Source organism: Oceaniglobus sp. K40-3 (assembly GCF_055808395.1).
On record NZ_CM147868.1, the window covers coordinates 448,786 to 471,190 of the forward strand.

A 22,405-nucleotide genomic window follows, 5' to 3' on the forward strand; every position below is an offset into this window, starting at 1 on the left:
GGTTAACGTCCGAGCGTGCTCAGGACGTTGCGGATGCGTTGATCTTCCTTGTCGAGAAACCCCTGACCCATTTCATAGGCCCGCTGCACCTGAATCATCCGGGCGATTTCAGACACCGGGCTGACGTTGGACCCTTCGAGAAACCCTTGCAGAATTTTTCCATCGGGGACGGGTTCGGGTGGATTGGAAAGGGCAAACATGACACCATCGCGGCGCTTGGTATCGCTGGGATCTGTCGCCTGCCACAGCCCGATCTGCGCCAGTGGTTGACCGTCGGCAGACAGGGTGCCATCGGCGGCCAGGGTGACAGAGCGGGCGTTGGCGGGGACAAAAACCGGCGCCGCGCCGCCGTCAAGCAACCGGAACCCATCGGGTGTGACCAGTTCGCCCTCTGCGGAGGGGGTAAAGCTCCCGGCGCGGGTCAGGGCCTGCCCATCAGGGGTTTCTATCAGGAAATAACCCTGACCTTCGATTCCGAAATCGAACGTGCCGCCGGTCTGTGTCAGCACGCCCTGGGCCTGATCCGTGACTCGCCCCCGCGCACCGGCCATCGACAGCGAAGGATTGTCGCCCTCAAGTTTGTCAATGAATTCGGAAAACACCATCCCTTCCTTGCGAAAACCCGTGGTCGAAATATTCGCGATGTTGTTGGCGACCAGTTGCATTTCGCGCATCAGGCCCGATTGGCGGCTCAGGGTGGTGTAAACGGTATTGTCCATGTCAGCCTCCGGCGATGGTGGGGATGATGGTGGTGTCGAAAAACGACACCAGCGTTTCGGTCATGAACCCCATGGTGGCCCAGAACACGACGATGATCGCGATCAGCTTTGGCACGAAGGTGAGGGTCATTTCCTGAATCGAGGTAAGCGCCTGAAACAGCCCGACCGTCAGGCCGGCGACCAAGGCAACCGCAAGAATAGGCGTGGAAATCATTACAGCGATCCACATGCCCTGTCGCAGGATGTCGTAAAACAGCGCCTCGTTCATCGCGGATTACACCGGCATCCGCAGAATTTCCTGATAGGCCTCGACAACCTTGTCGCGCACGGTCACCGCCGTTTCGATAGCGAGTTCGGTTTGCGCCAGGGCCTGTACCAGGGAATGAGGATCGGCGGCACCGGTCATGGCAGCGTTTGCCGTCGTTTCACCCCTTTGCATCGTGCTCAGGAAATCCTGCGCCAGCCGGGCGAATGAACCGTCGCCTTCTGCGCCGGGATCGGGGGCGGTAAGCGGGCGCGCCGCAGCGTAATTCCGGGCGGCGCTGATTGCGTTGATATCCATTCTGGATGTCCTTTCGGTGGGCCGGAGATCCGGCGGAAATTAGCGGCGGAGAAGCTCGATCAGGCCCTGCGACATTTGTCGTGCCTGATCGAAAACCTTGAGATTCGCCTCATAGCTGCGCTGTGCCTCACGGGCGTCGGCGATTTCGATCATCAGATCGACGTTGGACCCCTCATAAGTGCCGTCTGCCCCGGCGAGCGGATGACCGGGATCGTAGATTTCACTCAGTTCGGATTTGTCCAATTGGACCGGCCCGACCTTGACCGCGCCAGTCACGTCATCCCGCATATCCGTGTCAAAACTGACGGTTTTGCGGTGATATCCGGGGGTGTCAGCGTTGGCGATATTCTCGGACGCGTGGCGCAGGCGGGCGGCCTGGGCATTCATGCCGCTGGCCGAGAGTCCGAGTGATTGCAGAAGTGTGTTCATGGTATTTGTCCTATCGTCCACGGCCAAGGCTGGCGCGCAGGATGTCACGGGCCTTGGCATAGATCGCCATGGCCATGTCATGCTGTTGGCGGATATCGGCGGCGCGGATCATTTCGTTTTCCAAAGACACGGTGTTGCCGTTGGGCGAGGGTTCGCCACCCGCGTCCTTCGCCCCCAAACGCGCGGCGGCATCGTCAGCTTCGTGGATGTGGGCGGGGCGTGTGGCGCGCAGGGCAACGCCCGGCGTGGGCGACGCCAGCGTTTCGGCAAAACCCGGCATATCCTGCGCGCGATAGCCGGGGGTGTCGGCATTGGCGACATTGCGCGCCACCAACGTCTGTCTTTGGCTTGCGTGGCGGGCCATGGCCTGCGCCCGCTGCATCATTTCGATGTTGTCGAACATCGGGGCTTCTCCCTCGATCAAACTACACGAAGGTTTAACCCTGATTCCTTTACAAAGGGTTCGCACGGTAAAAGGAGGCGCCAAAATGGCCCAGATCGGTTTCGAAAATCTGCTGAGCGTGGTGGAAACGGCCACAATATCACGTCCCGTCGGGCGCATCGCCGCGTTGGAAGACGGGCGAATCATCGTTAGCGGGTTGTCGCAACATGCCACCATGGGCGATCTGGTACGGTTGAAAACACCCGCAGGCATCGCCCGGGGCGAGGTTGTTCGCATCGACGGCGACCGCATGACAGTTCTGCCCGATTCGCCCCTAGACGGGCTTGGCATCGGGCTGCGGGTCGGGCTGTTGGGGCCAGCGGTTCTGGCACCCGACGACACCTGGATCGGTCGGGTGATCGACCCTTATGGAGAGCCGCTGGACAATCGCCCGCTGCTGCCCGGAGTAACCACGCGGCGGTTGACCGGGCGCCCGATCAACCCGACGGAACGGCGCGGGCTGGGCGCGCGGCTTGAAACCGGGCTGTGTGTGTTCAACACGATCCTGCCCATTGTTCGCGGTCAGCGGATCGGGCTGTTTGCCGGGTCAGGCGTGGGGAAATCCACGGTCCTTGCCATGCTGGCGCAACGGATCACGGCGGATGTCATCGTTATCGGCATGATCGGCGAACGCGGGCGCGAGGTTCGTGAGTTTGTCGAACGGGTGCTGGGGCCGGGCGGAATGGCACGCACCGTCATTGTCGCCGCCACCTCTGACCGGTCCGCCGCTCTTCGCCGTCGTTGCGCGCTGGCGGCAATGACCGTGGCCGAGCATTTTCGCGATCAGGGCAAACAGGTGCTGTTGCTGGCCGATTCAATCACCCGGCTGGCCGACGCCCATCGTGAAATCGCCGTATCGGGCGGTGAGGCGGCAAGTTTGCGTGGCTATCCGCCCACAACGGCCTCGATGATCACCACGCTGTGCGAAAGGGCGGGGCCGGGTGCGGGCGCCATGGGGGATATTACCGCCATCTTTACGGTTCTGGTGGCAGGGTCGGATATGGATGAACCCGTCGCGGACATCCTGCGCGGTGTTCTTGATGGCCACGTGGTGCTGGATCGCGCCATCGCCGAACGCGGGCGCTTTCCGGCGATTGATGTGCTGCGCTCGGTATCCCGCGCCCTGCCACTGGCCGCCAACGAGGATGAAAATGCGCTGATTGGCGAGGCGCGTCGCCTGTTGGGCGCTTATGAGCGGGCGGAACTGATGATCCAGTCGGGCCTTTACGCCAGCGGTTCGGACCCGGCCATTGATGCGGCAATCCTGGCCTGGCCCGAGTTGGACAAATTCGTATCACTGCGGGAAACCGAAAGCATCGGCGCCAGTTTCACCAAACTGGCCGGGTGTTTCGGGACGCGGAACAAACCGCATCCCGGGGCCGCTCAGGGGGTAAAAATGCCCGCCCCCACCCCACCTTAATGGCGAAAATCTCTGAGCGTGCCGGGCAGCATTTCGATTGAAAACCCGGGCGCATCGGGGGCCTGATAGGCGCCGTCGGTCACAACGCAGGGATTCAGGAAATGTTCATGCAGATGATCGACAAACTCGATCCGTTTGCTGTCTTTTTCGCCGGTGATCGCAACATAATCGATCATCGACAGGTGCTGCACATATTCACACAGGCCCACACCCCCCGCATGGGGCCAAACCGGAAGGTCGAACTTTGCCGCCATAAGCTGCACCGCCAGCACCTCGTTCAGCCCGCCCAGACGGCAACTGTCGATCTGCACGATGTCGATGGCCCCATGGGCGATGAATTGTTTGAACATGATCCGGTTCTGGCACATTTCGCCGGTTGCAACCTTGATCGGGGCGACGGCATCACGAATTTTGCCGTGGCCCAGAACATCGTCGGGGCTGGTCGGTTCTTCGATAAAGAACGGGCGCGCAAAGGCGAGCTTTTTGACCCAATCAATGGCCTGATCCACCTCCCAGACCTGATTGGCGTCGATCATGATATTCATATCTTCGCCCAGTTCTTCGCGGGCGATCGTCAGGCGGCGGATGTCATCGTCAACGTCACGCCCCACCTTGAACTTGGTATGGGTGAACCCGGCATCGCGCGCTTCGCGGCACAGACGGCGCAGTTTTTCATCGGAATATCCCAACCACCCGGCAGAGGTTGTGTAACAAGGGTATCCTTCACGTTCGAGCGTCGCGACCCTTTCGGCCTTGCCGGGTTCCGCCTTGCGCAGCAGGGTCAGCGCCTCATCCGGGGTCAGAACATCGGTGATATAACGGAAATCAATGAGCCGGACGATGTCTTCGGGCGACATTTCAGCGACCAGTCGCCAGACAGGTTTGCCTGCCTCCTTGGCCAACAGATCCCAAACCGCATTCACCACCGCGCCGGTGGCAAGGTGGATCGCCCCCTTGTCGGGGCCGATCCAGCGCAGTTGACTGTCGCCGGTGATGTGGCGCCAGAAGCGGCCCATATCTTCGCGCATCCAGTCAAGCTCAAGGCCAACCACAAGCGGGCGCAATGCCTCGATCGCCGCGATGCAGATTTCGTTGCCGCGCCCGATGGTAAAGGTCAGCCCGTGACCGGCATGATCGCCGTCGGTTTCCAACACCACATAGGCCGCTGAATAATCGGGGTCGGGGTTCATCGCGTCCGATCCGTCAAGGCTGTCGGATGTGGGAAAGCGCAAATCATGGGTGGCAAGGCTGGTAATCCGGGTCATGGGTCAGTCTCCGTGTTGATCCGCAAAGGATCTGGTGGTCAACGGTTGCTCTCGCTCTCAGGCCGCGCTGGTGATTGTCGCATTTATCAGCGATTTCGCGGTGATCGCCTGCCAATCCCAATCAATGCCCAGCCCGGGCACATTCGATGGAATGGCGAGGCCGTTTTCGATCTGCATCGTTTCACCCGTAACACTGTCAAGCTGAGGAATATATTCGAGCCACTTGGCATTCGGCACCGCACAAACCAAAGGCAGGTGAAGTTCCATCAGGAAATGCGGGCAAACCATGATGTTAAAGGCTTCGGCCAGATGCGCGACCTTGAGCCATGGGGTAATGCCGCCAATCCGCGCCACATCGACCTGCACGATCGAGGCGGCCCCCGCTTGCAGGTAATCCTTGAACTGGCTGAGCGAATACATGCTTTCGCCCACCGCAATCGGCACCGTGGTGCGGCGCGACAGCTCCACGTGGGCGGCAACATCATCGGCAGGCAGAGGCTCTTCGAACCAGCCGATTCCGTGCTTTTCCAAAACCTGCGCGCGGCGGATCGCCTCGGACAGGGAAAACCCCTGATTGCCATCGGTCATGATTTCATAGGTGGGGCCAACGGCATCGCGCACGGCACCAAGGCGCGCGTCATCTTCGCTGATATGGGGCGAACCGATCTTGATCTTCGACCCGCGAAAGCCCTTTTCCTGCATGGCAACCGCATCTTCAACCAGCGCCGATTGTTCAAGATGCAGCCAGCCACCCTCGGTGGTGTAAAGCGGAATACGGTCACGTTTGCCGCCCGCCGCCTTCCACAGGGGAAGCCCGGCCTTTTTACAGCGCATATCCCAAAGGGCGGTATCAATTGCCGCAAGCGCAAGCGAGGTGATCGCCCCAACCGCCGTTGCATGGGTCAGGAACAAAAGATCATACCAGATGCCATCAATGCGATCCGGGTCTTTGCCGATCAGCGCGGGCGCCAGCGTGTGTTCCAGCAACGCCATGACAGACGGCCCGCCGGTGCCGATGGTGTAACTGTACCCGGTGCCGCTGGCGCCGTCGCTGTCATAAATGGTGACGAACGGCGTTTCCTGACTGACAAACGACTGAATGGCATCGACCCGTTTCACCTTGGGAACCAGATCGATCATGTGCAGTTCAACACGGGTAATTGTGGCCATCGGTTAACCTCTCAGGGCTTGGGTGGTCGTTGCATTAACAGGGTTTTTCTTGCTGTTGCCGCTGATCAAAGCCGGCGTTCGACGTTCCGCATGTCAAAGGCGACGCCCCTGTATTATTGCGCCTTGCATTCATATACAAAACATTTATTTTCTGACAAATCAAGATTGACGATGAGGCGCATCATCGCGATTTTCCCTCTGGGAGGCCCCATGACCGACAGTGGCGAAAAATATCGCGCCCCCGCCCTGGAAAAAGGGTTGGACATTATCGAACTTCTGGCCAGCCAGGGCGAAGGGCTTCTTCAGGGGGAAGTGGCCAAGGCACTGGACCGGTCCCAAAGCGAAATTTACCGGATGCTGACCACGTTGGTGCGTCGGGGTTACGTTGTTCGCTCCGATTCCGGTGATCGCTATTCCCTCAGCCTGAAACTGTTTTCGATCAGCCAGCGCCACCCGCCTATCGGGCGGGTCATCGAAATTGCATTGCCCAAGATGCGTGCCCTTGCCGGAAAGGTCTGGCAATCCTGCCATATGGGAATGGAGAGCAACGGCGATGTCGTCGTCGTTGCCTCGGCCGAGGCCCCGGGGAACTGGGGGCTGGCCCTGCGAACCGGCACCGTGATCGGGCTTTGGAACACCGGAACAGGGCGGGTTTTGGCCGCGTTCCGGCCCGCTGGGGAAATTGACGCGCTTTTGGCGCAGCACCGCCGCGCATTGGGCGAACCGCCATTGGACAGAGCCGCCTTCGACCGCGATCTTGTGCGCATCCGCAACACCGGGCATGAACGGATGCCCTCGGAAACCGCCATGGGTGTAACCAACATCGCATTCCCGATCTTTGGACCCGGCAAAAGCGTTGTCGCGGTTCTGAGCTGCCCGTTCCTTGAACGTAAAGACGATTTCAAACTGCCATCACAAGATGAGGTGGTCGAGCAATACGGTGCATTGGCGCAGGAACTGACCACGTTCTTTGGTGGCGTGCCAGAAACAACCCCGACAGGGACGGCAACGTGACATTCCCGTCCCGTTCTGGCCGCCCTGCAAGCGGCGGAATCGCGTCACCCCGGCCCGTCCCCCTATCGGGCGGCATGGGCCGGCGTAAATTCCACGCGCAGTTATACAGCTTTGGCCAGATCAGTGGGCGTGGGGGTGTCGGCGCAGATGGTTCTGGCGCGTCCGGCCATCTTAGCGGCATAAAGCCGGTCATCGGCCAGTTTGAACATGTCGCTGAACCCTTGCGCGGCGCTGTCACGCAGGGCCACACCCGCCGAAAACGACACCGGCACGCGGTCGGTGGTGCGGGTGAACGTATCCAGTTGCAGATCATTGCGGAACTTGTCCAGACGCGCGGCCACTTCCGATGCCTCGGCGTTCGGGAAAAGCACCACAAATTCTTCGCCCCCCACCCGATAGATGGGCAATGCATCATTCAGACGGGCACGCAGCAGGCGGGCGAAATCCCTGAGCACCCGATCGCCCACGGCATGACCATAGGTGTCGTTGATCTTTTTGAAATGGTCGATGTCCAACAGCGCCATGACGGTTCCTGTGCCATGGGCGACAAAGGCCGCCTCCAGCCCGCGACGGTTGTTCACACCGGTCAGCGGGTCGATATTCAACTGGTGTTCCAGATCGCGACATTGCTCGTTCATGCGCGCGATCTGCGCCTCGGCCTCGGCCAGCGCGGCCACAAGATATTGCGCCTTGTCCGCCCCGGCGCCAGAGGCGGCGCCCAGATCCAGGTTATAGTTGGTGCATATCAACCAGGTCACCCCGACAAGGCCAAGCGAAACAGCATAGGGAATGGGGTTGATACCGCCAATGGTCTGACCGGTCACCAGCCAGACAATGCTGCCAAGCAGAGGCACCACGATGACAGCCGCAAGAGTGACGATCAGACGGTTATGGCGGTTCCCCGTCATGGCGCGCGCCCGGTCAACGCCAGATGCGATATATTTGCCCGTCGCCCCCTTGGCCGAGGAAAGTGAACCGGTCTGCGCTGTCAGTGCCATCTGGGCCATGGGTGCCGCCATCTTCTTTGGGCTTCGCCGGTTCTCCGACAAAGGAGCCCAAGATCAAACCGATGCTACGGGCCCTGACACAAGGTTAACCAACAAATAATGGCGCAAAGCGGCACCCATCTGTGACAAGACTGGTACATCTTAGGGCCGGACTTTGGGCAGCACGCCGCGAACCTGCCACAGTTTTGCCCAGACCCGGCACAGGTGGCACCTGACAGAGTGTCCCAAAGACCCAATCCAGCGGGAAAATATCACAATCGCCAATATTTCAAAAATTCTGGCTGGAAAAACCAGATCATACAGGTCAGAACACTGCCTGTGGATAATTCGAGAAGCCCGATCAAGAATCCGGGCCCGGTCATCCATCGGCAGCAGAGTCGAATAAAATTGATAAACGGCAACCCACCTCCTGCAAAAAGGGGAGAACGATGAATCGTGTCGCCATGAATCACACCGCGCTCCGCCTGGGGCGGCCGGTCCTGCGGCGGTGCGCCCTGATTGCAGCGCTGGCCCTCGCGGCCTGTACCACCGCACCCGGGCTTGGAAATTTCGGCATCGGCGTCAGCCGTGCCAGCGTTCAGTTTTCCCTGGGACGCCTGAACCAGATCTGGACAGATGCCCCAAAAGCGCAGCTGATGATTCAGCGCGCAGGTGTGGGCGAAGGCGAACAGATCGTCGCGCTGGAAAACACCACCACCCTTGAGGGGGACAATTTTCTGTGGCTGCGTGCCCATGGTGGCGGCAATGCAGGGCGTTTCGATCTTGAGGGCGTAACCGCCCGGGCCGGCGGCGTGCCAACCCCCTTTCGCACCCTGGACAACCGCAATCTGCGCACGGCCAATGATACGCTTGGGCCATATTTCTGGCAGGAATGGCGCAGCGGTGCCTCGACAAACTGTGTGATTGCCCTGCGACGGTTGGAAAGCGGCGCGCGCAGCCTGCCGCGCGGCACCCGGTCGCTTGAAGTGTTCCTGCGCAACTGCGTGGACGGGCCGATTGAACAGGCCCTGGCGCCCATTCGGGATGCCCAGATCCGGCTAAGCGTCGCATCGGGCAGCCGTGTCATGTCACCTCTTGCGGCGCCGCCGCAATGACCGGCCCCACAACCCATCAACCATGACGGAAGCGCCATGAGCATTTTCTCGGCCAAGGGCCGGACGCGAAACCGCCCGGTTCTCATTCTATGGGCACTGATGAGCATGCCGATCATCATCCTGGTCAGTGTGCCCACCTCAACCGGTGGGCAGGCGTTTCTGGGCATTTCCGCCGTTATCATGGTGGCGCTGCTGAAACCCTTTACCTCCAGCATGGTGCCGCGATTTTTGTTGCTGGCCACTGCGACGGTCATCGTCATGCGATACTGGCTGTGGCGGCTGCTGGAAACCATACCCGATCCGTCACTTTCGGTATCCTTTGCCGTGGCGGTATTGCTGTTCGTCGTCGAAACCTATTCGATTCTGGTGTTCATGCTGAACGCGTTCATCAACGCTGACCCGACCGCGCGCCCCTTCCCGCCCCAGGTCACGCCAGACAAACTGCCCACGGTCGATATTCTGGTGCCATCCTATAACGAACCGGTCGAGATGCTGAGCATCACTTTGGCCGCCGCCCGCAATATGGTTTATCCCACCGACAAACGAACAGTGGTGCTGTGCGATGATGGCGGCACCGATCAACGGTGCAATTCCACCGACCCGGAGCTGGCCGCTGCATCGCGCAAACGCCGCGCCGATCTGCAAAAGCTCTGCGCCGAACTGGGCGTAAAATATTCGACCCGCGCAAGGAATGAAAACGCCAAGGCCGGCAATATGTCGGCCGCGATGGAGGATCTGACCGGCGATCTGGTGGTGGTGTTCGATGCCGACCATGTGCCATCGCGCGATTTTCTGGCGCGGACCGTGGGGTATTTCGCGGATGATCCAAAGTTGTTTCTGGTGCAGACGCCGCACTTTTTCATCAACCCCGACCCGATCCAGCGCAATCTGCAACTCAGCGCCGAATGTCCGCCGGAAAACGAAATGTTCTATTCCTGCATCCACCGCGGGCTGGATCGCTGGGGCGGGGCGTTCTTTTGCGGATCAGCCGCCGTGTTGCGGCGTGCGGCATTGGACAGCGTGGGCGGCTTTGCCGGGGAAACCATCACCGAAGATGCCGAAACCGCGTTGGAAATTCATTCCAGCGGCTGGAAGAGCCTCTATCTTGACCGGGCCATGATTGCCGGGTTGCAGCCTGAAACCTTTGCCTCGTTCATTGAACAGCGCGGGCGCTGGGCGACGGGCATGATGCAGATGCTGTTCCTTAAAAACCCGCTGTTTCGCCGGGGTCTGCGCGCGCCCCAGCGGCTGTGCTATATCAATTCCATGAGCTTCTGGCTCTTTCCGCTGATCCGGCTGACCTATCTTCTCGTGCCACTGGTTTACCTGTTTTTCGGTGTCGAAATCTTCGTGGCCACCTTCCCCGATGTCATGGCCTATATGTTGACCTATCTGGCGGTGTCGTTCCTGGTGCAGAACGCGCTTTATGCCCGTGTGCGATGGCCATTGATTTCCGAAATCTACGAAGTGGCGCAGGCGCCCTATCTGGTACGGGCGGTGGTGCGCACCATGCTCAGGCCACGTGGCGCCAAATTCAATGTGACCGCCAAGGACGAAACCCTCGAGGAAAACTACATCTCGCCTATCCATTGGCCCCTGACGATCCTGTGGATCGCGATGCTTGCCGGGTTGGTCGCCATGGGAATCCGCTGGGCGGTATATCCGGGAGACCGGGCGGTGCTGGGCGTTGTCGGCGGCTGGGCGATATTCAACTTCATTCTGGTGTCCATTGCCTATCGCGCCGTCGCCGAAAAACAGCAACGCCGGGCATCACCCCGGGTAAATACGGACATCACCGCCACCATGTGGATCGGGGCCGCGCCCGAAGATGAACTGACTGTGAAAATCGTCAACGCTTCGACCAGCGGCGTGCGCATTCTGGTTGAATCCGGCACGCCCGGCGCCAATCTGGTGCATCAACTCAAGGACAGGAACGTGTATTTCTGCCCGCATTTCACCGAATCCCAACATCTTGCGGCGCCTATTCTGGCCCGGGTGATGGGGGTACGCAGCACCCATGAAGGGCAGATACTTCACCTGCTGCACGAGGCCGAACAGGACATGTCAGCCCAGCAAACCGTGGCGCTCCTGATCTTTGGTGACAGCGAAAACTGGCGCAAGGTTCGCGCCGCCAGCGCCCGGGGCAAGGGGATGATCCCCGGGTTCGGCTATGCCCTGTGGTTGTTCCTGAGCGGGTTCCCGGCGCTGATCATGGATCTGGCCCGCGAACCGGGGCGGCGCGCCGCCCTTGGCGCGGCCCCCCTGCCCGACAACAAACCGGTGCATCTGCTCGCGTTCGGGGTCGATCTCGATGCGATTGCCCGCGATGAACATGCCGCCCGTTTCGACACTGCGGCGCCGCTCGCGCGCAGCGCCGCCGACAGCGGAGAGGTGCACCAGTGATGGCCCTACGCCCCCTTGCCGCCGTCCTGAGCCTTGTTCTGGCGCTGCCGCTCAATGCGCAGACCGCCACCAGCGACGATGTGCCGGTGATTGATCTGGCCCCCGTTCTTGATCTGCCGGCGCCTTCGGATGAAACCCCCGACACCATCGAGGAACCGGCGCCGGAAATCGCCATCACACCGCCCCCCCGGATGCCGAACCACTGCCCGAGGTTCCGGTAAGCGTGCCGCAATACGACCGCAGCTCCGCGACCGAGACAGAAACAACCGCCCTGCCCCAGACGATGCTTTTGCCCCTGCGCGCCGACCGGCCCACCATCGACGGCATAATCCGCCTGTCGGGCGAAGTGCAAAGCGCCGGGTTCTTTGTCGATCTGCCTCCGGGCACCGGGGCATCGGATCTGGTGCTTGCCTATCGCATTGCCATCAACGTTCTGCCGGACCAGTCACAGTTGCAGATCACCGTGAACGGCACCGCCCTTGACCCGCAGCGCCCCAGTGCCTTTGAAGGGTTCGAACCCATCGTGCTGCCCGGCAGTCTGCTGCATGAGGGGCGCAACCAGATCACCGTGACCGTGCGCCATGCCCATCGCATCTTTTGTGGCCCCGACGCCACCTTTGCCGTCTGGACCGAGATCGACACCAACGCCAGCGGCGCCCGGCTGAGCGCGGCGGATCTGTCGACCGATGCCGCCAGTCTCGCCCTGGCCGTACGCGCGCAACTGGCGCTGAGTGGCGATTTGCCCGTGCGGCTGTCCGACCCTGCGGATGCTGAAATGCTCGCCGGGTTTTCCGTGCGGCTGGCCGCGCTGCGCGATGGGGCGCCGGTCGTGCTGCGTCATGAATCGCCTTATGGTACGTCCGATGAGGGGCGCGAACGCGCCCGCATCACCGTGTTGCGCGACGGCGCACCCCTGGCCGAAGTCCGCCGCGGGGCCGATGGGGCGCTGGTGCTGGTGCTGGCCGCCGGACCGGACGGCAGCCTGCCGCCCCTTGATGGGTTGCTGCCTCTGCCAACCCCGGTGCCGGGCAACCCCACCCTGACCCCGGGCAAGGTAACGCCCCTTCGCGCCCTGACCCCCGAGCCGGGTGAAAGCGGCACCGAAGACGGTGAACTGGTAACCTATAACCGCTATTCCGAATTGCCCGTGCGGTTCCGTCTGCCCGACGACTGGCTGCTTCTGGCATCCCAGAAGGGGCTTTTGCGGCTGGCTTATGACTTTGCTGACGGGTTGCCCGAGGGCGCATTGATGCTGGTCAAGGTGAACAACACCACCGTGCGGCTGCTGCCGCTGGATCGCGGCGCGCTGGAGCCACGCCCCTGGCTGGATGTCGGATTTCCCGCCCGGTTGCTGCACCCCGGCGTGAATGCCGTGACCTTTGTGGCCATCATCCCCGGCGATCCGCCAGATTTGCCCTGCCCGGCGATCGAAACGCCCCTGTTGCGGATCAATCCCGATTCTACGCTTGAGGTGCCGCCCAGCCCGCGCATGATCGTGCCGGGGATGGGGCCGACCCTGACAGCGTTGCGTCCTGATCAGGTTGTCCCCCCCAGCGCGAGCAACCCGTTACCGCCGACGACGACACGACAACGATGCTGGCAGCGGCCCTGCGCCCGATTGCCGGCACCGCCCGGATCGAAGGCGCCAGCCTGACCGTGATTGATACTGCCGATCTCGGGCTGGTTCCGATCGGGGGACTGGGCATTTCGCGGCGCGAACTGGGCCAGGTGCTGACCCCCCGACCGAGGAAGAAGAGCCCGCCGCGCCCCCCGATCCGTCAATGGCCGAACGCCTTGCCTTGCCCGACTGGGTGCGTGCATTGCCTCAAGAGGTGCGCCAACTGGCCATGCCCGGTGACGGCACCCTGTCTGTTTGGCTGCACAACCGTCAGGCCAGGGCGATGCTGTTGCAACCCGCCGCCGACGACCCGCAAAACCTGTGGCTGATCTTTGCTCCCGACGCCGATCTACAGCACATTTCGGTGCAACTGGCACAGGCGCGGCTGGCAACCCAAGGACCGGTGGGGCGGGTGTCGCTGCTTACCCCCTCCGGGAAATGGCAAAGCTGGCGGGACAGCAACACACCGCCACAGTTGCTTGAGCCGTTGCAACTGAACAATTTCCACGATGTGGCGGGCAATTACGCCTCGTGGTCGCCGTTCTATTTTGGGCTTGTGCTGTTCGGGCTGACCTTCCTGTCGGTCGGGCTGGCGTTGATTTTTGTCGTGACCACAAGAGGAAGGCGGAAACGATGAACAGACGCCGCGCATTGCATCACCTGACCATGGCCCTTGCCGCCGCCGCCCACCCCCTTGCCGTTTGGGCGCAAACCGACGGCGCCACGCCGCTGTCGGGCGATGCCAATCTGCTGGCCGCGCCCTGGGCCGCATGGAAGGCGGCCTTTCTCAGTGACGACGGCCGGGTGATCGACGGCCCGCAGGACGGGGCCAGCCATTCCGAGAGTCAGGGGTATGGCCTGTTGATGGCGGCGCTGTTTGGTGATGACGCAACCTTTGACGCCATCTATTCCTGGACCGAACAACATCTGGCAATCCGCAGCGATGCCCTGTTGGCGTGGCGCTGGTTGCCGGCCGGGGCGGGAACGGTGCCCGACCGGAACAACGCCTCGGATGGTGATCTGTTTTATGCCTGGGCGCTGCTGATCCGCGGCACCCGTGATGGGGGCGGCGCCCTGATTGACCGGGCCGGGGCCATCGCGCGTGATCTGGTGGCCACCTGCGTGCGCCCCGCCCCCGACGGGTCGGGGCGGTTGTTGTTCATGCCCGCCGCGCAGGGGTTTGAACAGGACGGCACGGTGGTTATCAACCCGTCCTATTACATGCCCCGCGCCATGCGCGAAGTGGCCCGCGTCACCGGCACCCGGGATCTGGCCGTCTGCGCCGCCGATGGCGAAACACTGATGAGCGAACTGGCCCGCACCGGCCTGATCCCCGACTGGATCGGAGTCGGGCCGAACGGCATGTTCGCCGCACCCGACCATGCCGATCACAATGGATACGAGGCGATGCGCGTGCCGCTGTTCCTGCTGTGGTCGGGCAATGTCACCCATCCTGCGCTGGTGCGTCAGGCTCAGGCCTATCGACGGGCCGCAACAACCGGGGCCGTAACCCCGGGCAATTTTGCGACGGTGATGGACCGGGTAACCGGCAACGTCACCGAAACCAGCCGCCATGTGGGCTATGGTGCTTTGGCCGCGTTGATTGATTGTGCCGCCGACCACGGGCGGGGGGCGGAAATTCCGCTCTATCGCACGGTCGACCAGGCGTATTATCCCGCAACCCTTCATTTGATGGCGCTGATCGCCCAGATCACCGCCGCTCCGGAGTGTGTGCCACTATGAAACTGATCCCCGTTCTTGCCGCCGCCCTTATCGCCACCCTGTTGCATCTGCCCGGCGCCGCACTGGCCCAGAGCGTGCCCGGTTCAGAAGATCTGCGGGCGCTGCGGTTTTATGTCCAACAAGACGACACAGCCGCGATCAAGGCCGAAGTCCGCCGTCTGCAAACCCAGTTTCCCGGCTGGACGCCCCCGCCGACCTGAAATCGCTGGCACAGACACAAGGCGGGCCAACCACCGAAATCGCCGATATCTATGCCCGCATCGGGCGCGGCGACATCGAAGGCATGCGCCGGGTGCTGCAACAGACCAAGGCGCGCTATCCCGGGTGGCAGGTGCCATCGGATCTGGCCCGGGCCATCGACCTGGCCGAGGCGCAGGAAAGTTTTGATCGGGCCATCAACACCCGTGATGGCGTGGCCGCCACCAAAATCGGCGCGAAAACCCCGGCGCTGTTCCGCTGTGATCGGATCAACAATGCCTGGAACCTGGCCGAATTGCAGACCTCATCGGGCAATCCGGCCCGCGCGCTTGCCACCTATCGTCAGATTGTCAACGCCTGCACCACGATCCCCGATCTGGTCGCGACCATCGAAAAGGCCGAAACGATCAGCAAAGACAGCGAATTACAGGGCCTGATCGGTGTTGCCAAACAGCGGTTTCCAAACCACGGCGCCACCTTCGATGCCCTGGAACGGCGCCTGTTGGCAGGGCGTGGGCGCGGCGTGACGCAACCAGCGGCCCCGGCTGCGGCCCGCACGTCAACACCGCGCAGCCCCGCGCCAACAGCGCGCACACCGGCCTCTGCAACACCCCCCGGACCGTAACAACGGAACCGCCTGCGTCACACACACCGGCCGGTACTCTTGTTGCCTCGGCCGCTGCCGCGCCGGCGCTTGGATCTTTGCCCCGTTCAGGTGATCGGCGGCTGGCCAGCACCCGCGCCGCCGCAAAGGGGGGCGTTTCGCGACTGTCTGGCGCGCTCTACCCGCCCGCAATCGTTGGATATCGCCTATGAACGGGCCTGGTGCGCCTATAACATGGAACGCCCGTTGGAAGCTTTGGCATTGTTTTCGGCGGCGGCCAACGGTCGGCTGGGCGGAACGCTGACCCGTGACGCGCGGTTCGGCTTGACCCTATCGTTTCTGAAACGCGACATGACCGATGACGCCGCCCGCATCGCCGCCGCGACAGATCTGACCGACAAACAACGCCGCGATGCCGAGGTGATCATCCTGGATCAGCGGGGCGTTCAGGCCTTTAACGCCGGAGACAATCAGGCCGCGATTGATTATTTCAATGCCCTGGAAGAGGCAGAAGGCGGATTGCGCCGTGATCTGGCGATGTTGCGCGGCTATGCCTATCTGCGTTCCGGCAACAAGGAACAGGCCCGCGCCCAGTTTCAGCAGCTACACAATGTTCTGGCCACCGACGAAACCCGAAAGGCGCTCAACGCGGGCTCGCTAAAGCACTTTGCCAAAAACCTGAATCACCCAACACTGCCTGGAATCACAGATTTCAACGCGTTGGGTGATGGTGAATACTTCAGGTATTCCGAGAAGCGCCGTAGCGGCGGTTTTTCGGAATGTTTCTGGCATAAGCGCCGTGATTGGCTATGGTCGGGCCATGAAGGCCCGCATTGTTCCTGCCCCGAATGACCATCCGGTCACCCTGTTGCCCGGATGGGTGATTGCCAGCGCGCGAAGCGGTACGCGCGACGCCGTGACATTTTCATCCGGTGCCGCGCTGGCGATGCTGGACCTTGCGGTGCGCAGGCCGGGTGATACCCTGCCTGTGGCCCTGCTGCGTGACCGGCTTGCCCTGAAGGCGGCGGTCAGCAGCCTTGCCTTTGAAGGGCGGACTGAACGCGAGGCCGACATTCGCGATGCGATTTGCCTGACCCGGGGCGCGGATGCTTTGGGGCCGGCTGGCGAAATGTTCGCGCGCTGGCGGCACATGGCCCGGATCAATCTGCGCGCTTCCACCTGGCAGGACCGTCTGCAAAGGTGCCTTCCCGCGCAGATGTCCGGTGGCGATCTGTTGCCTGCGCTGTCGGGATCGCCTGTGGCCTGCGCTGCGGAAACCCTGGCGACAGTGCTGCATCGTTTTCCCCGACAAGAGGCGGCGGCACTGATGCTGGCCGATGTCGTTCTGGCGCGGACGCTTGGCTGGGGCGCGCCGGTTCCGCTATTGGCGGCACATATCGCGCGCCGCGACGTGCGCGCTCTGGCCATGGGCGAGGGTGACGCCCTGCTGGCCGTCCACACCGCAATCATCGCAGGCGGTGACGCGGCCCTTCGGATGGCATCGGGTCTGCAACGCCGCGCCGCACATCTGGGCGCGATCCGGCCAAAACTGCGGGCGAAAGGGGCACATGAGGCGCTGGCACTGTTTCTCAGCCATGATGCGGTTTCGCCCTCGGGAATGCTGTCGCCTCTGATCGGCGCGAGCAGGGTTTCGATGACCGACCGCGCCGCCCGGCGGCTGTGTGACCGGTTGGTCGATCTGGGTGCCATCCACGAGATGACCGGGCGCCCGACGTTCCGGCTTTATGGGCTTTGACGATGGCACCCCCGCCCGCTCCGCTCGACACTGAACTGAACGATCTGCCGCAGAACTTGCGCTGGCAGGAATGGATGGCCCGAATCGAAGCGGTGCTGTTTGCCAGCGCGTCGCCGGTGCCCCGCGAAGATCTGGCCCGGGTTGTGGGGCGCGGGGTTTCGGTGGATCTGTTGATCGAGGATATCGGGATCGAGCTTCAGCGCCGCCCCTATGAGGTGGTTCCTGTCGCCGGTGGCTGGATGTTGCGCACCCGCCCGCGCTTTGGCCCTGCGATCCGGGCGGCGGCGGATATCGGTGATCAGGTGTTTGACCTGAATGAATTCGAGGTCGCCGTGCTGGCGGCCATCGCCTATCACCAACCCCTGTCGCGGGACGGGTTAAAGGACATTTTCGGCAAAGACATCAGCCGCAATCTGATTGCCCGCCTGCGCGCCCGCGATCTGATTGCCATGGGGCCGCGCAGCCCCCGTGCGGGCGCGCCATATACCTATGTGACCACCGATCAGTTTCTGGTGGCTTTCGGGCTGGCAAGCCTGCGCGACCTGCCCGACCGGGAACGGTTAGAAGATGCCGGTCTGACCGGGTGATCCGGCGGGTACTGGCCCCGCTGGCGCGCGCCTATGCCCCACGCCAGCTTTGGGTTTTGCGCAGAATCCGGCGCGAGGCGAACATATGCAGCAGGCGCGCCCCGGCATTGGTATAGAAAATCATCATTCCCATCGCCGCCGCCGGGGCAATATCGCCCGCGTCATCCATGTTCAGCACCGCAACCGACGCCAGCGCCGTATGGGTGGAGTAAAGGAACACCACCGCCGATACCGTCGTCATCGCATTGACGAAAAGATAGATCGAAATGTCGAGGATTGCAGGCAGGCAGACCGGCACCGTGACACGCACGAACAGACGGTAAAAGGGCTGGCGCAGGGAACTTGCCACCGGTTCGAATTCGGCATCGATCTGCTTCAGCGCGGTCAGCGCCGTCAAATGCCCCACCGTGTAAAAGTGCGTCACGGTCGAAACCACCAGGATCGTCATCGTGCCGTAAATCGGGTTCAGCGGGTTCGCCGGATCATTGAAGAAAAAGATATAGGCCAGCCCGAGCACCATCCCCGGCACCGCCATGGGCAACATCGCCAGAAACTGAAACACACCGCGCCCCGTTCTGAATCCGTCGATCTTTTCCACCATATAGGCCCCGGCAAACACGATCACCGTGCCAATGACGGCAGTGAGCACCCCCAGTTGGATCGAGTTGCGATAGGCCGCCCAGCCACCACCATCAGTGCGGTTGAAATCATAATTGCCCAGGGTCAGGTTCAGATTATAGGGCCAGAATTGCACCAGCGCCGCGAACTGACAAACAAGGATCAGCCCAAGAATGAACACCGCCATCGCCCCGCACCACAACAGGCAGAGGATCTCAAGCTGCTTGTTGGGTTTCGGCTGATAGGGAACAGAGCGGGCGGACAGCAGCGATACCTGCTTTTTCTGCACCTGTCGGTCAACGATAAAGGCCAGGATCGCCGGGATCAGCAGGATTACCGAAACCACAGCGCCCATTTCAAAGTTCTGTTGGCCGATCACCTGTTTATAGATGTCGATGGCCAACACATTATATTGCCCGCCGATCACCTTGGGCAGGCCGAAATCGGTGATAACCAGAGTAAAGGTCACGAAAGCCGCCGAAATCAGACCATAGCGCGCACCGGGAATCGTGACTGTCCAGAATGTTCGCCATTTGCTGGCGCGCAGGGATTCCGCCGCCTCGTACTGGCGCTGATCCGCGATGGAAAGCGCGGTGGTGATGATGATCATCGCATGGGGAAAGGTGAAAAACACCGATCCGATAACGATGCCGATCGGCCCATAAATGCTCTGCCCCATCATGACGGATTTCAGCATCCCCTGATTGCCAAACAGATAGATCAGCGCGATTCCCGGCAACAGCGACGGCACAAGGATGGGCATCATCGCAACCAGTTTGAAAAACCCCTTGAACCGCATCAGGCTGCGATTCAGCGCATAGGCAAACCCAAAAGCCGCCGTCACGGTCAGCACGGTGCTGATCAGCGCAATGAAAAGAGAATTCTCGATCGACGAAAACAGGGCCGGGTTCGAAAAATACTCGGCATAGTTCTGCGTCCCCACCGATTGCACCGGGCGCAGGTTGATACGGCGAAAGGTGTTGCCGTCGAACTCTTTCCAGTCGGTCGTATTTCGCAGATCCAACCCGACAAGATAGGGCGCATCCGGGACAGTGCCGCGAATGCGGTATTTCACCGGGCTGCGAAAACTGAAATCCGGGAAAAATTCAGTCGCCGCAAGCCGCCCATCCGAGGTGGATGCCAGATCCTTGGGGGTAAACACGCCCAGACGCGCATTGATCGCCGCTGCGGTTTGCGGCGGGCCGAAAGTGCCGGCGTCGTCGCTGACCTGAAATTCATAACGATCAAGGTCAAACCCATAGGTCACAAAGCTTTTGGACAGCATGGTATAAAGCGGCAGCGCCAGCGCCACGATCAGGTATAGCGCGATCACCGCCATAAAGGCGCGCTTTATCGCGCCGTCCCGGTCCAGTTTCAGGGTGACGGCGCGGCCGGGAGGAAGGCTTGTATCCGACATCCTAGGCCCCTTCCGCAAAGACAAGAACCCGTTCCGCCGGCAGTTCCACTGCCATTTTCAACCCCGGTTTCAGATCCAGCCGCCGCACCGCATTGACCGAGAAATTGGCGATGAGTTCCTGCCCGCCCAGAATGTCGGATTGCAGATGGCAACGCCAGAAAGAGCCAAGAAACTCCATGTCGACCAGCCGCGCCGACAACAGGTTTGCCGCGCCATCCCCGTCCGCTGTTGACAGATGCGGCACCACGTCTTCGGGCCTCACAGCCACGGTGACGGCGGCCCCTTCGGCCACGCCCTGCATTTCAGTGGCCAGCGAAACCGAGCCGAACGTGACCCGCCCGCCGCGATATGTGGTGGTGACTTTGTTCGTTTCGCCAATAAAGTCAGCGACAAACAACGAGGCGGGTTCACGGTAAATCTCGGCCGGCGTGCCGATCTGTTCGACCGTGCCGTGGTTCATCACCACGATGCGGTCGGCCATGGACAGCGCCTCTTCCTGATCGTGGGTCACCATGATTGTTGTCACGCCAAGCTTGCGCTGCAAATCCTTGATTTCATGCCGCAAATGAACACGCACCTTGGCATCCAGCGCTGAAAGCGGTTCATCCAGCAGCAAAAGCCCGGGATTGATCGCAAGGGCACGGGCAAGGGCGATGCGCTGTTGCTGGCCACCTGAAAGCTGAGCCGGGTATTTTTCGGCCTGTTCGGGCAAACCGACCAGTTCGAGAAGGTCGGCCACCCGTTTCCTGATCTCTGATTTGGGGCGGCCGGTGTTTTCCAACCCGAACGCCACGTTGCGGGTGACCGTCAGGTTGGGGAACAGGGCATAGGATTGAAACACGATCCCGTAGTCACGTTTCGAGGTGGGCAAAGCAGAAATATCCTGACCGCCCTGATGAATCTGACCGCGCGTTTGCGGGTCCAACCCCGCCACGGCGCGCAAAAGTGTGGTTTTGCCGCATCCCGAGGGGCCGAGAAAGCAGATGAATTCGCCCTTCCCAATGTCGAGATTGATGTCTTTCAGTGCAACGAAAGTGCCAAACGCCTTCCACAGTTCGTTTATTTTCAGGTAACTTTCGGCATTGTCTGGCATGTTTGGCTTTCCGGGAAGGGCAAAGGAAGGGACGCCGCCGTACAGCGCCCCTCAGTGTCAGGTTCAGGCGAAACGTGTTAACCCTTGGGTTCGGACTTGGTGTCGTACCGCTTGGACCATTCTTCGAGGATCTTGGCGCGGTTATTGGCCGCCCATTCGAAGTCATTGTCGATCATCGCATCTTCTATGTTGTCAGGATAGAATTCGACTTTCTTGGCAATGCCGGGAACGGCCAGAACGGCAAAACCGACATTGTACATTTCCATCGCTTTGGGCGTGATCGACCAATCCAGCAGCGTTTTTGCGGCTTCCTCGTTGGCCGTGCCCGCAACGATCGCGCTCGCCTCTGCATCCCAACCAACGCCTTCGGTTGGTACAATGATGTCAAGCGGCGCACCATCGCCCTTGGATTTCGCGCCCCGGAAGGCGAAGGAAACGCCGATTGTCGTTTCCCCGGCCGCCGCCATTTTACAAGGCTTGGACCCCGAATGGGTATAGGCGCTGATATTCTGGTGCAGGCCGTCCATAAATTCCCAGCCCTTGTCTTCTCCAAAAATCTGCAACCAGGCAGACACATCAAGGAAACCAGTGCCGGAAGACGCAGGATTCGGCATGACCACATGGCCCGCATATTCCGGCTTTGTCAGGTCCATCCAACTTGTCGGCGCCGTCAGGCCCAATTTTTCACCTTCGATCGTGTTGTAACAGATCGCGGCAACATAGGCATCGGCCCCGACCCATGACGGCGGGTTGTCGGAATCGCGCATTTTGGGCGACAGCTTGTCCAGCCCTGCGGGCGCATATGGGGCCAGCATGTCTTCCGTCTTGAACACCAAAAGCGAGGTTGCGGAAACGCCCCAAATCACATCGGCGTGCGGGTTATTCTTTTCCGCCAAAAGCTTGGCCGTGATGACCCCGGTTGAATCGCGGACCCAGTTGATTTTGATATCCGGGTGATCCTCGTTGAAGGTCGCGGCATAGCGGGCAAGATCTTCGGCCTCGACGGCGGTGTAAACCGTCAGTTCGGTTTCAGCAAAGGCAGCATTGGCGATGAGCGCAGAGACCGCTACGGTCAGGCCCAGTATGGTGGTCTTGGTCATGGTCATTCCCCTGTTGGGTTGGATGTTATGTATCGGAGGTATTTGCGCCAGTGATCCCGGCATTTCCCCCGTGGTGGATCAGATCCCTAGTACAATCATCTTGCGACAGAAGGATGACACAGAAAAGGGCCTTCTCTGAGAGGAGT

The 22,405-nt window shown here is 61.2% G+C and carries 24 protein-coding genes; 13 read left to right on the forward strand and 11 right to left on the reverse strand.

Translation table 11 applies throughout. From position 1 onward, the window contains the following. Positions 1 to 2: 2 nt before the first annotated feature. Genes AC0L7P_RS02385 through AC0L7P_RS02405 form a run of 5 tightly spaced genes read right to left on the reverse strand, consistent with a single transcriptional unit; the run spans position 3 to position 2,113 of the window. The gene (locus AC0L7P_RS02385) at positions 3 to 719 is read right to left on the reverse strand and encodes a flagellar hook-basal body complex protein (RefSeq protein WP_473434320.1); all 717 of its coding nucleotides are present in this window, start codon (positions 717 to 719) and stop codon (positions 3 to 5) included. Position 720: 1 nt separating this feature from the next. Further along, on the reverse strand, positions 721 to 987 hold the full coding sequence (locus AC0L7P_RS02390) for a flagellar biosynthetic protein FliQ (protein ID WP_473434321.1): 267 nt from the start codon (positions 985 to 987) through the stop codon (positions 721 to 723). A gap of 6 nt (positions 988 to 993) precedes the next feature. Continuing rightward, the gene (fliE, locus tag AC0L7P_RS02395; protein ID WP_473434322.1) at positions 994 to 1,281 is read right to left on the reverse strand and encodes a flagellar hook-basal body complex protein FliE; all 288 of its coding nucleotides are present in this window, start codon (positions 1,279 to 1,281) and stop codon (positions 994 to 996) included. 39 nt (positions 1,282 to 1,320) lie between these two features. After that, positions 1,321 to 1,710: a flagellar basal body rod protein FlgC gene (gene flgC / locus AC0L7P_RS02400; RefSeq protein ID WP_473434323.1), complete on the reverse strand. Its 390-nt coding sequence runs from the start codon at positions 1,708 to 1,710 to the stop codon at positions 1,321 to 1,323. Positions 1,711 to 1,720: 10 nt separating this feature from the next. Beyond that, positions 1,721 to 2,113 carry a FlgB family protein gene (locus AC0L7P_RS02405; RefSeq protein WP_473434324.1) on the reverse strand — a complete coding sequence of 131 codons (393 nt, stop codon included), beginning with the start codon at positions 2,111 to 2,113 and terminating at the stop codon, positions 1,721 to 1,723. A gap of 85 nt (positions 2,114 to 2,198) precedes the next feature. On the opposite strand from AC0L7P_RS02405, the gene AC0L7P_RS02410 reads away from it, so the two are divergent. Then, positions 2,199 to 3,572, forward strand: coding sequence for a FliI/YscN family ATPase (locus tag AC0L7P_RS02410; protein WP_473434325.1), 1,374 nt, complete (start codon positions 2,199 to 2,201; stop codon positions 3,570 to 3,572). Here the strand turns inward: AC0L7P_RS02410 and AC0L7P_RS02415 are convergent. Both AC0L7P_RS02415 and AC0L7P_RS02420 read right to left on the reverse strand, forming a co-directional pair. Further along, on the reverse strand, positions 3,569 to 4,837 hold the full coding sequence (locus tag AC0L7P_RS02415; RefSeq protein ID WP_473434326.1) for an L-fuconate dehydratase: 1,269 nt from the start codon (positions 4,835 to 4,837) through the stop codon (positions 3,569 to 3,571). The genes AC0L7P_RS02410 and AC0L7P_RS02415 overlap by 4 nt on opposite strands. A gap of 57 nt (positions 4,838 to 4,894) precedes the next feature. Next, entirely contained in the window at positions 4,895 to 6,007 is a 1,113-nt protein-coding gene (locus tag AC0L7P_RS02420; RefSeq protein WP_473434327.1) for a mandelate racemase/muconate lactonizing enzyme family protein, read from the reverse strand. Between the two features lie 171 nt (positions 6,008 to 6,178). On the opposite strand from AC0L7P_RS02420, the gene AC0L7P_RS02425 reads away from it, so the two are divergent. Beyond that, a complete protein-coding gene (locus AC0L7P_RS02425; protein ID WP_473434328.1) occupies positions 6,179 to 7,021 on the forward strand; it encodes an IclR family transcriptional regulator in 843 nt (280 codons plus the stop codon). A 101-nt stretch (positions 7,022 to 7,122) separates the two neighbouring features. Here AC0L7P_RS02425 and AC0L7P_RS02430 read toward each other — a convergent pair whose 3' ends face one another. Beyond that, complete coding sequence (locus AC0L7P_RS02430; protein WP_473434329.1) at positions 7,123 to 8,028, reverse strand: GGDEF domain-containing protein; 906 nt, start codon at positions 8,026 to 8,028, stop codon at positions 7,123 to 7,125. A 428-nt stretch (positions 8,029 to 8,456) separates the two neighbouring features. On the opposite strand from AC0L7P_RS02430, the gene AC0L7P_RS02435 reads away from it, so the two are divergent. The 11 genes from AC0L7P_RS02435 to scpB all read left to right on the forward strand — a co-directional run bounded on the left by AC0L7P_RS02435 (position 8,457) and on the right by scpB (position 18,031). Further along, positions 8,457 to 9,122, forward strand: coding sequence for a hypothetical protein (locus tag AC0L7P_RS02435; RefSeq protein WP_473434330.1), 666 nt, complete (start codon positions 8,457 to 8,459; stop codon positions 9,120 to 9,122). Between the two features lie 99 nt (positions 9,123 to 9,221). After that, positions 9,222 to 11,525 (forward strand): UDP-forming cellulose synthase catalytic subunit, encoded by a 2,304-nt coding sequence (gene bcsA, locus AC0L7P_RS02440; protein WP_473434331.1) that lies wholly within the window; start codon positions 9,222 to 9,224, stop codon positions 11,523 to 11,525. Continuing rightward, on the forward strand, positions 11,525 to 11,746 hold the full coding sequence (locus AC0L7P_RS02445; RefSeq protein ID WP_473434332.1) for a hypothetical protein: 222 nt from the start codon (positions 11,525 to 11,527) through the stop codon (positions 11,744 to 11,746). Before bcsA ends, AC0L7P_RS02445 begins: the two co-directional genes overlap by 1 nt. Positions 11,747 to 11,748: 2 nt before the next feature. Next, positions 11,749 to 13,179 (forward strand): cellulose biosynthesis cyclic di-GMP-binding regulatory protein BcsB, encoded by a 1,431-nt coding sequence (locus AC0L7P_RS02450; protein WP_473434333.1) that lies wholly within the window; start codon positions 11,749 to 11,751, stop codon positions 13,177 to 13,179. Positions 13,180 to 13,306: 127 nt separating this feature from the next. Then, positions 13,307 to 13,780: a hypothetical protein gene (locus AC0L7P_RS02455; protein ID WP_473434334.1), complete on the forward strand. Its 474-nt coding sequence runs from the start codon at positions 13,307 to 13,309 to the stop codon at positions 13,778 to 13,780. Continuing rightward, complete coding sequence (locus AC0L7P_RS02460) at positions 13,777 to 14,886, forward strand: family 8 glycosyl hydrolase (RefSeq protein WP_473434335.1); 1,110 nt, start codon at positions 13,777 to 13,779, stop codon at positions 14,884 to 14,886. The genes AC0L7P_RS02455 and AC0L7P_RS02460 overlap by 4 nt, the downstream gene beginning before the upstream one ends. Then, positions 14,883 to 15,086 carry a hypothetical protein gene (locus AC0L7P_RS02465; protein WP_473434336.1) on the forward strand — a complete coding sequence of 68 codons (204 nt, stop codon included), beginning with the start codon at positions 14,883 to 14,885 and terminating at the stop codon, positions 15,084 to 15,086. The genes AC0L7P_RS02460 and AC0L7P_RS02465 overlap by 4 nt, the downstream gene beginning before the upstream one ends. Before the next feature lie 92 nt (positions 15,087 to 15,178). After that, positions 15,179 to 15,709, forward strand: a complete 531-nt coding sequence (locus tag AC0L7P_RS02470; protein WP_473434337.1) for a hypothetical protein — start codon at positions 15,179 to 15,181, stop codon at positions 15,707 to 15,709. A 69-nt stretch (positions 15,710 to 15,778) separates the two neighbouring features. Beyond that, a complete protein-coding gene (locus AC0L7P_RS02475) occupies positions 15,779 to 16,540 on the forward strand; it encodes a tetratricopeptide repeat protein (RefSeq protein WP_473434338.1) in 762 nt (253 codons plus the stop codon). Then, on the forward strand, positions 16,509 to 17,444 hold the full coding sequence (locus AC0L7P_RS02480) for a DUF1403 family protein (protein WP_473434339.1): 936 nt from the start codon (positions 16,509 to 16,511) through the stop codon (positions 17,442 to 17,444). The genes AC0L7P_RS02475 and AC0L7P_RS02480 overlap by 32 nt, the downstream gene beginning before the upstream one ends. 2 nt (positions 17,445 to 17,446) lie before the next feature. Further along, positions 17,447 to 18,031 (forward strand): SMC-Scp complex subunit ScpB, encoded by a 585-nt coding sequence (scpB, locus tag AC0L7P_RS02485; protein ID WP_473434340.1) that lies wholly within the window; start codon positions 17,447 to 17,449, stop codon positions 18,029 to 18,031. A 31-nt stretch (positions 18,032 to 18,062) separates the two neighbouring features. On the opposite strand, the gene AC0L7P_RS02490 is transcribed toward scpB, so the two are convergent. The 3 genes from AC0L7P_RS02490 to AC0L7P_RS02500 all read right to left on the reverse strand — a co-directional run bounded on the left by AC0L7P_RS02490 (position 18,063) and on the right by AC0L7P_RS02500 (position 22,259). Then, complete coding sequence (locus AC0L7P_RS02490) at positions 18,063 to 20,066, reverse strand: putative 2-aminoethylphosphonate ABC transporter permease subunit (RefSeq protein ID WP_473434341.1); 2,004 nt, start codon at positions 20,064 to 20,066, stop codon at positions 18,063 to 18,065. 1 nt (position 20,067) lies between these two features. Then, positions 20,068 to 21,159 (reverse strand): putative 2-aminoethylphosphonate ABC transporter ATP-binding protein, encoded by a 1,092-nt coding sequence (locus AC0L7P_RS02495; RefSeq protein WP_473434342.1) that lies wholly within the window; start codon positions 21,157 to 21,159, stop codon positions 20,068 to 20,070. A 77-nt stretch (positions 21,160 to 21,236) separates the two neighbouring features. Then, positions 21,237 to 22,259, reverse strand: coding sequence for a putative 2-aminoethylphosphonate ABC transporter substrate-binding protein (locus AC0L7P_RS02500; RefSeq protein ID WP_473434343.1), 1,023 nt, complete (start codon positions 22,257 to 22,259; stop codon positions 21,237 to 21,239). Positions 22,260 to 22,405: the final 146 nt, after the last annotated feature.

Excerpts from the sequence above, each read along its gene's own strand:
- AC0L7P_RS02385 (WP_473434320.1), bottom strand. The coding sequence starts at position 719 with ATGGACAATACCGTTTACACCACCCTGAGCCGCCAATCGGGCCTGATG.
- AC0L7P_RS02390 (WP_473434321.1), bottom strand. The coding sequence starts at position 987 with ATGAACGAGGCGCTGTTTTACGACATCCTGCGACAGGGCATGTGGATC.
- fliE (WP_473434322.1), bottom strand. The coding sequence starts at position 1,281 with ATGGATATCAACGCAATCAGCGCCGCCCGGAATTACGCTGCGGCGCGC.
- flgC (WP_473434323.1), bottom strand. The coding sequence starts at position 1,710 with ATGAACACACTTCTGCAATCACTCGGACTCTCGGCCAGCGGCATGAAT.
- AC0L7P_RS02405 (WP_473434324.1), bottom strand. The coding sequence starts at position 2,113 with ATGTTCGACAACATCGAAATGATGCAGCGGGCGCAGGCCATGGCCCGC.
- AC0L7P_RS02410 (WP_473434325.1), top strand. The coding sequence starts at position 2,199 with ATGGCCCAGATCGGTTTCGAAAATCTGCTGAGCGTGGTGGAAACGGCC.
- AC0L7P_RS02415 (WP_473434326.1), bottom strand. The coding sequence starts at position 4,837 with ATGACCCGGATTACCAGCCTTGCCACCCATGATTTGCGCTTTCCCACA.
- AC0L7P_RS02420 (WP_473434327.1), bottom strand. The coding sequence starts at position 6,007 with ATGGCCACAATTACCCGTGTTGAACTGCACATGATCGATCTGGTTCCC.
- AC0L7P_RS02425 (WP_473434328.1), top strand. The coding sequence starts at position 6,179 with ATGAGGCGCATCATCGCGATTTTCCCTCTGGGAGGCCCCATGACCGAC.
- AC0L7P_RS02430 (WP_473434329.1), bottom strand. The coding sequence starts at position 8,028 with ATGGCCCAGATGGCACTGACAGCGCAGACCGGTTCACTTTCCTCGGCC.
- AC0L7P_RS02435 (WP_473434330.1), top strand. The coding sequence starts at position 8,457 with ATGAATCGTGTCGCCATGAATCACACCGCGCTCCGCCTGGGGCGGCCG.
- bcsA (WP_473434331.1), top strand. The coding sequence starts at position 9,222 with ATGAGCATGCCGATCATCATCCTGGTCAGTGTGCCCACCTCAACCGGT.
- AC0L7P_RS02445 (WP_473434332.1), top strand. The coding sequence starts at position 11,525 with ATGGCCCTACGCCCCCTTGCCGCCGTCCTGAGCCTTGTTCTGGCGCTG.
- AC0L7P_RS02455 (WP_473434334.1), top strand. The coding sequence starts at position 13,307 with ATGGCCGAACGCCTTGCCTTGCCCGACTGGGTGCGTGCATTGCCTCAA.
- AC0L7P_RS02460 (WP_473434335.1), top strand. The coding sequence starts at position 13,777 with ATGAACAGACGCCGCGCATTGCATCACCTGACCATGGCCCTTGCCGCC.
- AC0L7P_RS02465 (WP_473434336.1), top strand. The coding sequence starts at position 14,883 with ATGAAACTGATCCCCGTTCTTGCCGCCGCCCTTATCGCCACCCTGTTG.
- AC0L7P_RS02480 (WP_473434339.1), top strand. The coding sequence starts at position 16,509 with ATGAAGGCCCGCATTGTTCCTGCCCCGAATGACCATCCGGTCACCCTG.
- scpB (WP_473434340.1), top strand. The coding sequence starts at position 17,447 with ATGGCACCCCCGCCCGCTCCGCTCGACACTGAACTGAACGATCTGCCG.
- AC0L7P_RS02490 (WP_473434341.1), bottom strand. The coding sequence starts at position 20,066 with ATGTCGGATACAAGCCTTCCTCCCGGCCGCGCCGTCACCCTGAAACTG.
- AC0L7P_RS02495 (WP_473434342.1), bottom strand. The coding sequence starts at position 21,159 with ATGCCAGACAATGCCGAAAGTTACCTGAAAATAAACGAACTGTGGAAG.
- AC0L7P_RS02500 (WP_473434343.1), bottom strand. The coding sequence starts at position 22,259 with ATGACCAAGACCACCATACTGGGCCTGACCGTAGCGGTCTCTGCGCTC.